A 15056-nucleotide genomic window follows, 5' to 3' on the forward strand; every position below is an offset into this window, starting at 1 on the left:
TTCTCCTCCGGGTGTCCCCAACTCGGCGTTGTGCGCGTGCTCATTTCGCCAGCCACCGCCGGGTGCCTTCGCGGAACTTTTCCGACATCTCCGGCGTCGCCACCATCTGGATGTCGTGCCACCGCTGCAGCACACGTCCCTGCTGATCGCAGGCCGTGGCGGTGACCGTGAGGGCGGCCGCGGCCTGCCGCACGTCATCGACGACCAGCACGAACGGTTCGTTGCCGGGCAGGGCCTCGAAGTACTCCGCCCGCCCGAATCCCAGCGGCAGACTGGCCTGCCCGAGCAGCCGGTTGCCGTGCACCGACGGTCCCTGCAGGAGCAGGTCGCAGAGCACCGGGCTGTGCAGTTCTCCCCGGTAGGCGCCGAGGCCGACCACGGTGTCGGGAAGCCGGCACTCCAGCACCAGCCGATCGTCCGATTGGTGGAGCACTCGCCGCAGGCCTTGCAGCTGCGGACCGTGGAACAGGATCGCGTCACGGTAGATGTCGAGTCCGTTCTCCGGGCCTTCACCCAGAGATCCGCCTTCACCCAGAGATCCGGTTGTCCAGCCGGACACCACCGGCGCGGCCGCAAGCGACGCGGACAGCACGAGCGTCGCCGCGTAGTGCAGCACCGGCTGCGCTGCGCCCGTGTCGGTGCGCACCGACACCTTTACGAGCGCATTGCCGTCCGCATGACCGGCCGGCTCCACGACGACGTGCTGGCTGCCCACCAGCGAGCCGTCGAACACGATCCCCTTGTACACCTGAAAATCACGAACCTCGACTACTCGCCGTCCCGGGTGCGCGCGTTCGGCGACGTGGATCATCCAGCCGAGGCCGAACGTGGCGGGCAGCACCGCGTGTTCGCCGACGACATGAGCGTCGAGCACCGGATCTCCGGCCAGCGTCGCGATGTCGCGATGCGCGGTGAACGACGCCGCCGCGCCCGGGTCGCCTGCCGACAGCGACTTGGCCTCACCCACCAGCACGCACACGTCGTCGGCGTGCTCCTTGCCGAACTGCTCGACGAACGCCTGGGCGCCGGCCTCGGGCTCCAGCAGCCGCACGCCGCGGGCGTGGAAGAGGTCGCGGAGTTCGGGGGTGACCATCCCGCCGTCCCACGCGCCCCAGTCGATCGCCGTGACGTGGCAGTCGGGGCGCTGCCGCTTCCAGCTCGCCGCGAGCCGGCACAGTGCCTCGTTCGCCGCTGCGTAGTCCGCCTGGCCCGCGTTGCCGAGCAGGCCGGCGACGGACGTGAACAGCACGAGGTGACGCAGCGAATCGGTGTCGAGCACGTCGAGGACCGTGCGCAGACCGGTGAGCTTGGTCTGGAACACGCGGTGGATCTCGTGGCCGGTCTTGTCCGTCAGGTGCGCGTCGGCGAGCACCCCGGCTCCGTGCACCACACCTGTGATCTGGTCCCGCAGCGGAGCCAGCGCGGCGCGGACGGCAGCGGGGTCGGTGACGTCGACCGCGATGTAGCTAACCTCCGCACCTGCCCGGCGTACAGCTTCGATCGTCGCGCGGATTTCCCGCTGGGCGATCTGGTCGCGGTAGCGCCGCTCGACCTCGCGGGGTGTGGGGCGCTCGCCGCCGGCCTTGATGTCCTCGATCGCCGCGGCCTTGAGCCCGGAGTCGGCGACGCCCCGGGCCCAGGACGGCTCGTCGGCGAGTTCCGTGCGGCCTAGCAGGACGAACGCCGACTCCGTGTGCTGCGCCAGCGCTCGGACGCACAGCGCCGTGACTCCCCTAGCTCCTCCGGTGACGACCAGCGTGTCGTCGGCGTCGATCCTGACGTCCGTGACGTCGCCGCTGATCTCGTCTCGCTGCGCGACGGCGAAGCGGAACTCACCGGGCACCACGGTCCACCGGGCTCCGGCGGCGTCGACGCCGACTTCGGCGGTGTCTGTCGCCGCGTCGGCGATTTCCCCGAGCAGCGCGGCCACGAAGTCGTCGCGGTCCACGTCCGGGTCGACGTCGAGTGCCCGGCAGAACACGCCGGGTGCCTCGCAGGCCAGCGTCTTGACCACGCCGCCGACTCCACCGGTCAGCGCCTCCGCCGCGGGGCGCCCGCCCCGGAGTCCGAGACCGCCGTCGAGGCGTGTCACCGTGACGAAGCCCGCCCTCGACCCCGCTTCGGCGGTTTCGGTGAGCGCGGCGTATGCGTGCTTGGCGACCAGGATCGTCTCCGCGACCTGCCTGACGCCGGCATCCCACGTATCGCCGTCCAGCAGGCTCACACACAGGTCCACGCGCCCCTGTAGGTGTTGCGCCAAAAGGTTTTCCAGTTCGGTGGTCTCGCCGTCGAACACGGCCGGCGAGCCGCTGAGGTCCACGCGCCGCACCGTCCAGCCGCGCTCCCGGAGCCCGCTGACGACCGCATCGGCGTCGTCACCGCCACGGTCGGCCACCACGGCCACGGGCTCGGCGGCGTAGGCGTCACCGAGCAGATCACGACCAGGAAGCGGAACCAGCCCCACCTTGTGCCGAGGTGTGGGGGCCGGGTCGTCCTCGGCGGGCGCGGCCCCGTCGCTCAGCGGGCCGGAACTTTTGGGTCCGCATCACCCGCGTTGGCCACCAGGAAACCGGAGATCTGATCCAGCGTCCGCAACTCACCCAACTGCTCCGGCCCCACCGCAGGCAACCCAGGAAACCGCTCCTGCACCACCCCCAGAATCTGCACCCGCTTGATCGAATCCACCCCCAGATCCGACTCCAGATCCATCCCCGGATCCACCATCTCCACCGGATACCCCGTCTTCTCCGACACCACCTCAAGCAGCGCCGACCTCACCGAAGCCACATCGACTCCGCCCGAAACGGTCCCCGCAGCCGCTGCGGGCTTCGATTGCTCCTGCATCGCAGCGGGTTCGGGCGCGGCGGGTGCCGGAGCAGCCGGCTGCGGCGCGGGAGCGGTCGGCAGCTGTTCCGGTGCCGGCCGGGTGCTCAGCGCGCGCTGTGTGGGGGCCTGCACGGTGGTGGCTTCGGCGAACACCGTCGCCTGGGCCGCCGGGGAGCGCTGCCCGCCCAGTTCGAGGGTGGCGAGTTCCGCTAGCACCTCGTTGGCCCGGGCGTGTGCCTGCGAGATCGCGACGCTCTGATTCTTGACGCTTTCCACGACCTCCGGCAGCCGCGAGTCCTGCCGGTCCCACTGCTGATGGTCGCGCAGCAGCCCGGTCAGAGCCTCGGCGACCTGAAGCTGACCGTCCAGGTACTGCGAGTGCAGCGCGACGTGCTGACGCACCGCGTCGTCGACCGGAATGCCCGGCTGGGCGGGCGCCTGCGCGTGGGCGATGGGTACGGCGGCCTGTGGGTCGTTCATCTGCTCCCTCTCGTGCATGGCGTCGTCCATGGTGGACACTGCCTGGATGTCGGTTGCGGGCAAGGTGGTCGCCCGTCTGAGCGCGGAAACCTCGAAGCCGTCGGTCAAGCCGGTCTCGTAGGCGTCGCGGCGCTCGGCGGCCACGTGTTCGGCGGCGGAGATCGGCACGGTCATCCCGGTCGGCGTGACCTCGTCGAAGTCGGGCGCGAGGTGGACGTTGATGCCGCTCAGCGGCACACCGAGCACCACCAGCCGCACGGCCGCCTGCTTCAGCGAGAGGTCGCTGTCGCCCAGCGGCCCGCCGTCGGCCGGGATCGCGACGATCGGCTCGTCGGCGAGCGTGCGCTGCACCAGCTGGGTCAGCACCTGCTTCGGGCCGAACTCGACGAACACCGTGCAGCCATCGGCGTACATCGCTTCCACGGCTTCGGCGAATTCGACGGGCTCGAGCAACTGCCGGACCAGCGTTTCGGCGTTGCTGTCCGGGTCCGTGCCGTACTTCGCACCCGGGCTGTTGGCGTAGACCGCGGCGCTCGGCTCGCCGATTCGGACGGACGCGACGACCGGCCGGAACTTCTCAACCGCGTGCGCGACGTGCGAGGTGTGGAAGGCCGCTGCCACCGACAGCGGCCGGGCGGGCAGCTCCCGCTTGGCGCACGCGACGACGAAGGCCTCCACATCGGCAGTGGCGCCGCCCACGACCACCTGGTCCGGCGCGTTGTTGTTGCACACCACGACGTCCGGGAAGTCCACCAGCATCTCGGTGACCTGCTCCCGGCCGGCCTGCACCGCCGCCATCGTGCCGGGGTCGGCGCATGGTTCGTCGGCGGGCGGAGCCATCGCCTCTCCACGCGCCCGCGCGAGCCGGAAGAAGTCGGCGTCTGCGATCGCGCCCGACGCCCACAGGGCCGTCAGCTCACCGAAGCTGTGTCCCAGGAAGCCGGAGCACTTCAGGCCCAGCGAGGACAGGTAGCGGAACTGGCCGGCCGACAGCGCACCGATCGCCGGCTGGGCGTACTGGGTCTTGCGCAGCGCGGCTTCCTGGTTCTGCCGGAGCTCGGCGTCCAGCAGCGTGGGCGGGTAGACGACCTGCGCCAGCCGCGGGCTCGCCCCGTCGAACGAGGCGTTCGCGGCGTCGAAGGCCGCGCCGACCGCCGGGTTGTTCAGCGCCGCTTCCAGGCCCATATTGAGGTACTGGCTGCCCTGGCCCGTGAAAAGCGCACCGACCTTGATGTCCGGTTGTGCCCGCATGCGGTAGAAGACACCCCGCGGGTGCGTCCAGTGCTCCGCGTCCAGCGCGCCCGCGAGTTGCTCGGCGGCCAGTTCCCGCAGTTGCTCTGCGATCGCCTCGTCTGCGGCGACGAAACCGATCCGGGCGTGCGCTGCCGGGATCGGATCGTCGTCCTGCCACGGATCGTCCGACCGGACCAGCTCCAGCAGCTCCTGCGGGGTCTCGGCGTGCCAGAGGTAGGCACGCGCGGCACGGTGCAACGTCTCGATCTCCGAGCGGTCCTGCGTGTGTTCCTCCAGCACGAAGTGGAAGTTGGTACCACCGAAGCCCATCGCCGAGGCGGCGGCGCGACGCACCGGGCGGTGCGGGTCGCGGATCCACGGGCGGGTCTTGACGTTTACGTAGAACGGCGCGTCGGAGAAGTCGACCGATGGGTTGGTGCGCTCGACATTGATCGTGGGCGGCAGCGTCTTGGTGTAGAGGCTCAGCGCGAGCTTCATCAGGCTCGCAGTGCCCGCCGCGCCCTTGGTGTGGCCGATCTGGGATTTGACGCTTCCCAGCGCGGCGAAGTGTTGCTCCTCCGAGCAATCGCGCAGCAGGCCGCCCAGTGCGGTCAGCTCGGTGCGGTCGCCGACCGGCGTTCCGGTGGCGTGTGCCTCGAAAAGCTCGACCGAGTCGGGCGAGCAGTCCGCGTCCGCGTAGGCACGGTCCAGCGCCACCCGCTGCCCCTTTGCCAGCGGGGCGTAGATGCTGTTCGACCGGCCGTCGCTGGAGGAACCCAGGCCGCGGATCACCGCGTAGATCCGGTTCCCGTCTCGTTCGGCGTCGGAGAGCCGCCGCAGCGCGAGCATGCCCACACCTTCGCCGAGCAGCGTCCCGTCCGCGGCGTCCGAGAACGGGCTGATCTTGCTGCTGCGCGACAGGGCCTGGGTCTTGCTGAAGCACATGAACCCGAAGATGGAGTTCTCGGTGTCCACCCCGCCTGTGACCATCATGTCCGCACGGCCATCCACCAGTTCGGCGATGGCCACCCGGATCGCAGACAGCGACGCGGCGCACGCGGCATCCACAGTGGAGTTCATGCCGCCCAGACCGAGGCGGTTCGCGATGCGCCCAGCGACGACGTTGGCGAGCAGCCCAGGGAAGGTGCTCTCTTCCCACGGGGTGAAGGCCTGGGCGTACTTCTCCGCGATCTGCTCCGCGTCCTCGGTGGTCAGCCCGCAGCTACGCACGACCTCCTTCAGCACAGGGGTCGACAGCCGGGCGGCCAGCGGGTGCGTCAGCGGCACCGGTCCGGTCGTGCCCAGGACGCAGCCGGTGGTGGACGCGTCGTACCACGCCGAGCCCACCGCCCCGCTGTCCCGGAGGACATCACGGGCGACGCCGAGGCTCAGCAGCTGCATCGTGCTGGTGAGATCGAGCTGGTTGGGCGGCAGGCCCCATTCCAGCGGGCTGAAATCCACGTCCGGGACGAAACCGCCGCGGTGCGAATAGGTTTTGTCCGGCACCGACGGGTCGGGGTCGTAGTAGTCCTCGAGACGAAAGCGGGATTCTGGCACCTCCTCGGTGCAGTCCGTGCCGTCGACGATGTTCTGCCAGAACTCGCGGTAGTTGCGCGCCATCGGGAATAGACCCGCCATGCCCACGATGGCAATGGGATTGTTCGCCAGCCGCCGGTCGGTAAAGTCCCGATCCGTCGGATTTGTACCCTCGCTCACGTTGTTTTCTCCCAAAGTCGTTTCGTGCGCGGGCAGCACAAAGACACGCACCACCGCGTCGGGCAAGGTTCAGGGGTGGTTGCAGAATGGTTCGCGTAGCGGGGCGGGTAGCGGAACCTCAGACGCCGCCTCGCTGTGGGATCCCGACACACGTATGTCCGAATACGACGCGTCGGGGCTGTCCTCGCGAGGACGATGTCTGAGAACTCGCGGCGGTGCAAGCTGAGTCCCACACCGCATGCGGGTGACGCCGCATTCTGAAACAACCCCTTGTGTGCGGGCCACCGGGACTTCGTCGGCTCGGTCGCGGAATGCGGGGCAGGTCTGGCGGTCGTGCGGTTACCCGCCGACGAGCAGGGCGGGCGGCACCAGTCCCGTCGCCCGGGCGATGAATTCGGTCAGCTGGTCGGCAAAAAGCTGGTGGCCCGCGGCGCTGGGATGTAGTCCGTCCGCCGCCCACACCCGCGCCTGCGCCCAATCGGGCATCGCTGTCACGTCCAGGCAGAGCGTCCCGGTCGCGGCGGTGATCTCCCGCAGGACGGAGTTCGCCTCGGCGAACCGGTCCCGCAGCAGGCGCCGGAAAATCTCGGGAACCGCCAGGTTCTTCGGGATGTCGGGATAGGCCGCGGTGAACACCGTGGTGTCCATGCCGCATAGACTCGAATAGATCGTCCCAAGGTTGCGCCGGAACCGCTCGGGGTCGTAGTCGCTGACGAGATCGTTGACCCCGACGATCACGCCGATCATCGGGGGCTTGCTCGCCAGCACGACCGGGAGCTGCCGGTCGACGACGTCCTGGGTGGTCGCCCGATGGACCCCCAGGTTCAGCACGCCCCGGCGCGGGATCCCGAGCCGATCGGCCAGCCGGGGCACCCAGCCGTGGAACGGACCGTCGAGACCGGGATCACCACAGCCCTCGACGAAGCTGTCACCCAGCGCTGCCAAACGGATTGCCGGCATGTCTCTTCCTTCGCTCTCAGCTGGACACAACGCTTAGATCCTGCGGAACTCGTTTTGGGTGGCGGTGCGGGTGGCGGACCCCCAGCGGGAGTTACGGTCGCTCCACGAGCTGCGGGAAGCCCCGTCTTATGTACGACCAGCCCGCAGGACCTCAGCTAGGAGACACACACGCGGCCAGTAGCAGATCGGTGGGCTTATCGGGCAGTCCGAGGGTCTCGGACGCTGTTACACCTGTGGCCGAGCCGCGGCCGGAGAGCTTGGTGAACAGCTCCAGCTCGACAGCGGCGGCGAATTTCTTAAAACTCCAGAAAACCGTAGTGAACTCCATCAACGACGCCGGTGTCAATTCGGGGAATTGTTCGACTTTGCCCTGGCGCGTGGATCTAGGATGCGGTAGCGGGCGTACGTCTTCCAACGAGTTGGGTGAGGGTGATTCCACTACCTCAGCCACGGTCGTTCTCCCCTTCTCCGGCACGTACCTGCACATTCCCACCTGCGGCGTGGCATCAGAGACGCGGCAGAAACAACGTCCACTGTGGATTCGCGATCGACCTGATTTCCCGCACGCTCGGGGCGGTTGCGGTGAAAAAGCTATGCGGCGGACTCAAGGATAAGAAGATCGAAACTCTCGTTCTACCCGAAAGTACCCTCAGGGGTTGCCTGAATTGCTCGTTGCTAACGGGAGAGTCACCTCTGCAGCTGTGACCTGCTTATGCCGTTGGTGTCATGCCGTTGCATGCTGGCCTGCAATGTCCAACTGCTGGCAGTCTCAGATCAGTTCCGTGGTGGAGGTCGCGCTCGCCCGCGTGCCCGGCGTGCGCACGGCGTTGCCGGCATTCCGGTGGAGGCGCAACGCCCCGGCAGTGGCTTTCAGCGCAGTCAGCACAAGCAGGATGAATCCTACGGTGCAGGCAGCCCCGCTACGCAACGGTTCACCGAGCCGCAGTGCCACCTTGGCAACAGCAATGGCCAGCCCTGTAGACAACTGTTGCGTGGTGGCGGCCAGCGTGCTGGCGTCTCGCAGCAGCGCCTGAGTCACCGTCAGCGTCACCAGCTCGGCGTCGGTGTGCTTGATGCGATGTCCGTCGCAGGCTGGGGTGAACGAGAAAAAAGCGCAGGACGGTTGCCCGTTTGGCTCTATGCGTGTACGTGTTCGCCTTTGGATCCCATAGCGTGAGTAATGGTCGTGGGTGGTGGTCAGCAACGCCAGACTGATCGCCGGTCACGCCTGGTGCAAGAGCTCTTTCGCGCTGGACCAGTGGGCATCCAGCAGCGCGGCGAGTTGGTCCTTGGCCGCGATCCGGACGGGGACGGGATCACCGCGCGTGCGCGTCATGTTCACACAATGATCAAGGACACGCTCGCTCTCGTCTCGGTACCAGCACCTCTTTGGAGTAGGTCGCGTTACACGATCTGGGCGTTCTCGCGAGCGCGTTTCTCTTGGCCGCCCAGCTGTGTGTCTTGCCGCGCCCGGTTTTCCCGTCACCGTGGGTGAACGGCGGTTGGATGGGTTCTGCTGACTGGCGCGGTCCCCTTTTTTTGAAAATGGTTGATGCCCAGGAATCGAGAGGATTTCGGTCACATGGCCGCAACTGCAGTCCCTTACGGGCAACATCTCGATACCCATGCCCATGCCCATGTCGCGGGGGCGGAACGGTTGACTGCCGTGGATGTGGAACAGGATGGTTCCGCTTCCCGGCGTGCGTTGCGTGACCTGCTGCGGCAGGGGTTGTTCGATCCGCGCTTGCGTGACGATCTGTCCGTGCGGGAGTACATGGACCTGACCATCGGCCGGATGAAAGCGATCTTCCGGGAGGGGCTTGTCGACAACGACATGTGGATGGGGCAGTCCCGGGAGCACGCGTTCCGGTCCATGTGCGAGGTGATGGGCCTGACGGGCGCTTTCGATTTCGCGCTCACCTCGACCATCACCGATCACCTCATCGCGGGCAGCGCGTTGTTCAACCACGGCACCCCTGAGCAGGTCGCTGAGTACCACGACGAAATCACGCGGATGCACCAGGTCTATGCGTTCTGCTGCACGGAGATCGGTGGCGGTACCAACCTGCGGGAGATCCGCACGACGGTCTCCTGGAATCGCGAGGAGCAGAGTTTCACGCTGGATACCCCCACGGACGCGGCCTGCAAGTTCTGGATCGGGAATATCAAACATGCCGCGACCGTCGGTATGGTCCTGGCCCGCCTTGTCATCGATGGCGAAGATGTCGGCCACCACTGGTTCCGTGTTCCGCTGCGGGCCGAGGAGAACGGTCCTCCGCTGCCGGGTATCACGATCCTGTCGTGCGACCCGAAGGGAGGTATCCAGGCCAACCAGGTCGGCGGTGCCCGCTTCACCGCGGTCCGGCTCCCCCGCGAGGCGATGATGGGGCGGTACTCGCGCATCGACGCGGACGGACGTTTTTCCAGCACGCTTCCCGATGCCGGTGCCCGTTTCGTGAAATCCATCGAGACCTTCGTCCAGGAACGGATCTTCCCGCTCAGCGCCGGAGCACGAGCCTCCGAACTCGCGGCTCACCTCACCTGGCGGTTCGCCGGTCACCGCGAAACCCGCAGCACGCCTACCCGCAGGGTCCTCCTGGACGAGCCACTGTTCCTGGACCGCCTGTATCCGGTTCAACTGCGCTGCCTCGCGCTGCGCCTGCTGGAACGCGCCGTGGTCAGGGGCGTCGAACGCGGCTGGCACATCGACCCCAGCCGTAAAAACATGCACCTGCTCACCGCGACCGGAAAATGCGGCTCCTGGCTGGTCCTGGACGTGCTGGCCGAGTGCCGCGAGATGTGCGGGTCGCAGGGGTTTCACTGCCACAACCAGATCGTCACCCTGCGGACCGATTTCGAGGTCAATGTGACCTTCGCGGGCGACAACTCCGTGATGGCCTACCAAGTGGCGCGCACTGCTTTGCGTTCGGACCGGTTCGCCTCACGCCCGCCTGGGACACTGCCGGAGCGGGTCGAGAAGGAGCTGACCGAGGCGTGGCGCGGCCGTCCGGGCGGATCGTTCACCCATGCCGAGGCCCTCACCCTCGTTCATGCCCGAATGCTCGACCTCATCCTGAGCGAACACGACGCCGACCCGCAGGTGCCGCAGCAGATAATGGAGGACCTGGTAGCCGATTTCGCCGCACACCGGCTGCGGGAACCGCACCGGCCTGTGTCGGCCGACAGGGAAAAGATCGATCTCCTGGCCGAGTTGCTCGCGCCCCTGCCCGAACTCGTCACCGCCCCCATGGTCGACGACGGCTATCTGAGGGAATTCACCTCCCCAGCGCGGGCCGTAGGAATTCCCCTCCCAGCACAGCGGGCCGTAGGAATTCCCCTCCCAGCGAAGGGCAGGTAAACCGCCGTGGCGATGCAGGTACGGGAAGAGACGCGGACGGTGGGCGGTCTGCGGCTGCACCTACGGCGCGCTGGAGAAGGCCCGCTGATGCTGTTGCTCCACGGATGGCCGCAAACCGGCTACGCCTGGCGCCACGTTCTGCCCGTCCTCGCGCGGGACCACACGGTGGTCGCGCCGGATCTACGCGGATACGGGGAGTCCAGCCGGCCCCGGGGCGGCTACGACAAGCAGACCATGGCCGCCGACATGAGCGGACTCATGCACGAGCTGGGATACACGCAGGCTGTTGTGGTCGGGCACGACCGGGGCGCACGCGTGGCCCACCGGTGGGGACTGGACCGGCCACACGAGATCAGCCGCCTGATGCTGCTCAGCGTCGTACCGACGCGGGAAATGTGGCGGCACATGAACGCACGGGTCGGGGCCGCCTACTGGCACTGGCTCTTCCACCTCGTCCCCGACCTCCCCGAGTTCCTCACCGAAGGAAAAGCCGGGGAGTACGTCCGGTTCATGCTGGCCGCCGGAGCGTTCCGGCGCGAAGCATTCACTGAGGCGGACCTACGGCACTACGCGCAAGCGTACGCACAGCCCGGGGCGCTTCGCGCGAGCTTCGACGACTACCGCGCCGCTGGCAATGAGGACCTGGAAGCCGACGAGGCCGACGCGGCCGCCGGCCGCCGCCTGACGATGCCCGTGCACGTGGCGTGGGGCGCCGAAGGGCTGGTGGGGACCTTGCCCGTACTCGACCTGTGGCGGGACTACGCCGCCCGGCTTGAGGGGGCGCAGATCGCCTCCTGCGGGCATTTCCCAGCCGAGGAACAGGCGGAGGTCCTCATCGCCCGGATCCGGGCTTTCCTGGCCACTAAGAGAACTGTGGAGGAGAATTGAAAGAGCTGGTCATCACCGAGGAGCGCGGGCTGCGCCTCGCGGAGGTCGAGCAACGTCAGCCCGAGCCCGGCTGGGTACGCGTGGACGTAGCGTTCTGCGCCATCTGCGGTTCCGACCTGCACCTGCGGGCGATGCCGCACGTTGTCCCGGCCGGCGCGGTTCTCGGACACGAAATCTCCGGACACGTCGCCGCACCGGGCGGGCAGCGGCTGACCGCGGGACAGGCCGTGGTGGTATGGCCGAAAGCAGGCTGCGGGGATTGCGACGACTGCCGCAAAGGCGACAACCACCTGTGCGCTATAGCGCCCTGGCGGCTGAGTTCCCTTGGCCTGGGCACACGCCCCGGCGGCTACGCCGAAGCCGTCGTCGTCCCCGAGCACACGGTGTACGCCGTGCCCGACGGTGTTCCGCTGGAGCACGCGGCACTGACCGAACCACTGGCCTGCGCGGTCCACGCGGCCGACCGCTCCGGAATTTCACCAGCGGATACCGCCACGATCCTCGGAGGCGGCACAGTCGGCTTCCTGCTGGCACACGTGCTGCGGCTACGAGGAATCCAGAACCTACGGGTGGTGGAACCACACCCCGTACGACGCGCACGTCTGACCGCGACCGGGATCACCACCGTGGACATCGATAAGCCGGGCCCGGAAACAGACATAGTGTTCGAATGCGTGGGCTCGGTGACCGCACTCGCAGACGCAACCCGACACGTGCGGACACGGGGAACAGTCGTCGCACTCGGAGTGAACGAACGCCCCACAGAACTGGACTCGGTCGCCCTCATCACCAAAGAAATCCAGATCGTGGGCAGCTTCGCCCAGAACAGACGCGCCTTCGAGACAGCCCTGGAACTTCTCGGAAGCGGCCGCGTCCCGATCAAGCAGATCATCACCGACATCGTCCCCCTAGCCGCCGAACCGGTCTCAGCGATGATGGACGCCCTCACCAGACACCCCGGAGACCACCAAGTAGTCATGATCGCACCCGGCAAGTGACACCAAAGACAATGAGCAGGTTCGGCTCCAGGCCGGACCCACGGCGGACCCGGCGGCGGCCGTGCTCGACGCCCAGTCCATCAAAATGCAGTGAGGGCGGCGAAGCGCGCGGGTTCGATATGGGCAAGAAAACGACAGGGCGCAAACGGCCTCATCGTGGACACGCTCGGCCTGCTACTGGAACGACAACGCTGTTCAGCGGCCCGGCCGTCGACCCGGTCGCCGCGCCAATCGGTACCACGCCTACCGACTACCGACGTGAGAAGAGCTCAGCACGGATCCTGGGGGCCACGGCGGAGCGCAGGTCGAACTGCGCGGCGTCGTAGGCGCGGGTGAGTTCGTCGGTGGTCAACAGCGACAACTGCACACCGGTGCTGAATGGTCGCACCGTCGGACGGGGCTGGAGCTTGCGCGGTCGGCCTTTCTCGCCATACCGCTTGGTCATCCCGGCGAGGAACAGCTGACGATACCGCACATGCGGGAGGTAGGGGCGAGCACGACCTTCGAGCGCGAGTCCTCGGCGGCGACGGCTCGGTCTTCGCGCGCCTGGAACCAGCACAGCCGACAGTAGCCAGACTTCAGCGGTACACGGCGCCGGCAGGCGCCGTGACGCCACACCGCCCGGCCGCATCCCCAACGACGATGACGACACATCCTGCGGGCTGGACAAATACTTCCAGGACACGGTGCACGGTTACCGCCCCGTATCCGGCCACACCTCATCCTCCGGAAATGGCTCACCAAAATCCAGCTCATCGGCCCCGACCCCGAACAACCCGACGGGGTCCCCGTACTCATCAAGGAACGCAGTGAAATCCTCGTCGCCGACTACCGGCCCGACACCGCCGGCACCCGCAGCATCGTTGTCGGCATCCTGTCCCAGGAACGCGAGCAACTCGGTCTCGAGAAACTCCTCGTAAGCGCCCTCGCCCAGCATCACTCCAGCATCTGGCGCATCCTGCGGGACTTGCACCCCGTCTACATCCGCCACGGCCCGAGCAAGCCATGCATCCAGATCGGCGTCAGCCGACCACGCGTCCCGGCCGTCCTGATCCGCCCCAGTCCACCCCGGCACCCCTTCCGGCCCCGCACCCCGACCGACTACCGCGGGCCCACCCACCCCGGTCTCCATCACCTCCCCGGCCTTCTTCCGTCCCCGCCCCGCCTTCAACCGGAGCAACCTTTCGTTCATTTTCTGCCACTTCTGTGCCTTCGGCTGGAGTGCCGTCAGCTCCGCCTTCTGCTCGTCAGTCAGCGTCCCCTGCTTCTGCAACGCCTCCAACTCCGCAACACGGGCGGCAGCAGCCTTTCCCGCCCGGTACCAAGCCGCGGCCCATTCCTTCTGTTTCTGCCACGTCTGTGCCTTCGGCCGAAGCTTCGCCAGCTCCGCCTCCTGCTCCTCAGTCAGCGGCCCCTGCTCCTGCAACGTCTCCAACACCGCAATCCGGGCGGCAGCAGCCTTTACTGCCCGTTGATACTTTGCGTCCCATTCCTTCTTTTTCTGCCACGTTTGTGCCTTCGGCTGGAGCTTCGCCAGCTCCGCCTCCTGTTCCTCAGTCAGCGGCCCCTGCTCCTGCAACGCCTCCAACACCGCAACACGGGCGGCAGCAGCCTTTCCCGCCCGTTTATACTTCGCAGTAGATTCCTTCTGTTTCTGCTTCTGCTGCGCCACCTTCGGCTGGAGCTTCGCCAGCTCCGCCTCCTGCTCGTCAGTCAGCGGCCCCTGCTTCTGCAGCCCCTCCAACTCCGCAACACGGGCGGCAGCAGCCCTTCCCGCCCGTTGATACTTCGCGACAGAGTCCTTCTGTTTCTGCTTCTGCTGCGCCACCTTCGGCTGGAGCTCCGCCAGCTCCGCCTCCTGCTCCTCAGTCAGCGGCCCCTGCTCCTGCAGCCCCTCCAACTCCGCAACCCGGGCGGCAGCAGCCCTTCCCGCCCGTTGATACTTCGCGTCATATTCCTTCTTTTTCTGCCACGTCTGTGCCTTCGGTCGAAGCTCCGCCAGCTCCGCCTCCTGCTCGCCAGTCAGCGGCCCCTCCTTCTGCAACGCCTCCAACTCCGCAACCCGGGCGGCAGCAGCCTTTCTCTCCTGGTAATTCTTCGCCTTCTGTTCCTTCTGTTTCCGTTTCCGCTCCGCACTCGGGTCTTGCTGTGCTGCCTGATCCGTCGGCGTGAGCTCCCCCCTCTCACCGTCACCCGGACTCCCGGACACAGCCCCAGCAGCGGCTGTGTCCACCTTCCGCCGCTTAACCCCCCGCGAACTCTCGCCCGCCTTCCCCCGCGAACTCTCGCCCGCCTCCTCCCGTGAATCCTGGTCCGCCTTTCCCCGCGTCCTCTTCGTGTCCTTCACACCGGCTTTCCCCGCCACCGGCCCGGACACACCACCCCGACGCTTCGGGCCCGTCACCACGGTCGGCAGCCCCGGCCCCCCGTCCTGGCCCCGCCACCGGGAACCACTGGGCGGCAACACCACCTCCCCCTCCACTCCCACCCCGGGCACCGCCCCCGACCCCGCCCCCGGCACCGGTGCCGGTGCCGGTGCCGGTGCCGGTGCCGGTGCCGGTGCCGGTGCCGGTGCCGGTGCCGGTGCCGGGATCACC

General features: G+C 67.6%; 10 protein-coding genes and 1 pseudogene. 4 read left to right on the plus strand and 7 right to left on the minus strand.

Going from position 1 to position 15056, the window contains the following annotated elements:
- Window positions 1-40: 40 nt before the first annotated feature.
- The 5 genes from ACWDKQ_RS20100 to ACWDKQ_RS20120 form a co-directional block, all read right to left on the minus strand.
- Window positions 41-2464 carry an SDR family NAD(P)-dependent oxidoreductase gene (locus ACWDKQ_RS20100; protein WP_450140263.1) on the minus strand — a complete coding sequence of 808 codons (2424 nt, stop codon included), beginning with the start codon at window positions 2462-2464 and terminating at the stop codon, window positions 41-43.
- Window positions 2465-2517: 53 nt separating this feature from the next.
- Window positions 2518-6255 carry a beta-ketoacyl synthase N-terminal-like domain-containing protein gene (locus ACWDKQ_RS20105; protein ID WP_450140264.1) on the minus strand — a complete coding sequence of 1246 codons (3738 nt, stop codon included), beginning with the start codon at window positions 6253-6255 and terminating at the stop codon, window positions 2518-2520.
- Window positions 6256-6594: 339 nt separating this feature from the next.
- On the minus strand, window positions 6595-7215 hold the full coding sequence (locus tag ACWDKQ_RS20110; RefSeq protein WP_450140265.1) for an SGNH/GDSL hydrolase family protein: 621 nt from the start codon (window positions 7213-7215) through the stop codon (window positions 6595-6597).
- A gap of 151 nt (window positions 7216-7366) precedes the next feature.
- Window positions 7367-7666 carry a hypothetical protein gene (locus ACWDKQ_RS20115; protein WP_450140266.1) on the minus strand — a complete coding sequence of 100 codons (300 nt, stop codon included), beginning with the start codon at window positions 7664-7666 and terminating at the stop codon, window positions 7367-7369.
- Between the two features lie 318 nt (window positions 7667-7984).
- Complete coding sequence (locus ACWDKQ_RS20120) at window positions 7985-8419, minus strand: hypothetical protein (RefSeq protein WP_450140267.1); 435 nt, start codon at window positions 8417-8419, stop codon at window positions 7985-7987.
- A gap of 378 nt (window positions 8420-8797) precedes the next feature.
- Here ACWDKQ_RS20120 and ACWDKQ_RS20125 point away from each other — a divergent pair, with 378 nt between their 5' ends.
- From ACWDKQ_RS20125 to ACWDKQ_RS20135, 3 genes are read left to right on the plus strand one after another with little or no spacing between them, the layout of a single operon-like run.
- The gene (locus ACWDKQ_RS20125) at window positions 8798-10573 is read left to right on the plus strand and encodes an acyl-CoA dehydrogenase family protein (protein ID WP_450140268.1); all 1776 of its coding nucleotides are present in this window, start codon (window positions 8798-8800) and stop codon (window positions 10571-10573) included.
- A 12-nt stretch (window positions 10574-10585) separates the two neighbouring features.
- Window positions 10586-11461, plus strand: a complete 876-nt coding sequence (locus ACWDKQ_RS20130) for an alpha/beta fold hydrolase (RefSeq protein ID WP_450140273.1) — start codon at window positions 10586-10588, stop codon at window positions 11459-11461.
- Window positions 11458-12459, plus strand: a complete 1002-nt coding sequence (locus tag ACWDKQ_RS20135; RefSeq protein WP_450140269.1) for a zinc-dependent alcohol dehydrogenase — start codon at window positions 11458-11460, stop codon at window positions 12457-12459. The genes ACWDKQ_RS20130 and ACWDKQ_RS20135 overlap by 4 nt, the downstream gene beginning before the upstream one ends.
- Before the next feature lie 250 nt (window positions 12460-12709).
- On the opposite strand, the gene ACWDKQ_RS20140 is transcribed toward ACWDKQ_RS20135, so the two are convergent.
- Entirely contained in the window at window positions 12710-12934 is a 225-nt protein-coding gene (locus ACWDKQ_RS20140) for a hypothetical protein (RefSeq protein WP_450140270.1), read from the minus strand.
- Window positions 12935-13153: 219 nt separating this feature from the next.
- On the minus strand, window positions 13154-14668 hold the full coding sequence (locus ACWDKQ_RS20145) for a hypothetical protein (protein WP_450140271.1): 1515 nt from the start codon (window positions 14666-14668) through the stop codon (window positions 13154-13156).
- 127 nt (window positions 14669-14795) lie between these two features.
- On the opposite strand from ACWDKQ_RS20145, the pseudogene ACWDKQ_RS20150 reads away from it, so the two are divergent.
- Window positions 14796-15056 (plus strand): annotated as a pseudogene (locus ACWDKQ_RS20150) (hypothetical protein); the annotation flags it as partial.

This window comes from Saccharopolyspora sp. NPDC000995, from assembly GCF_053599315.1.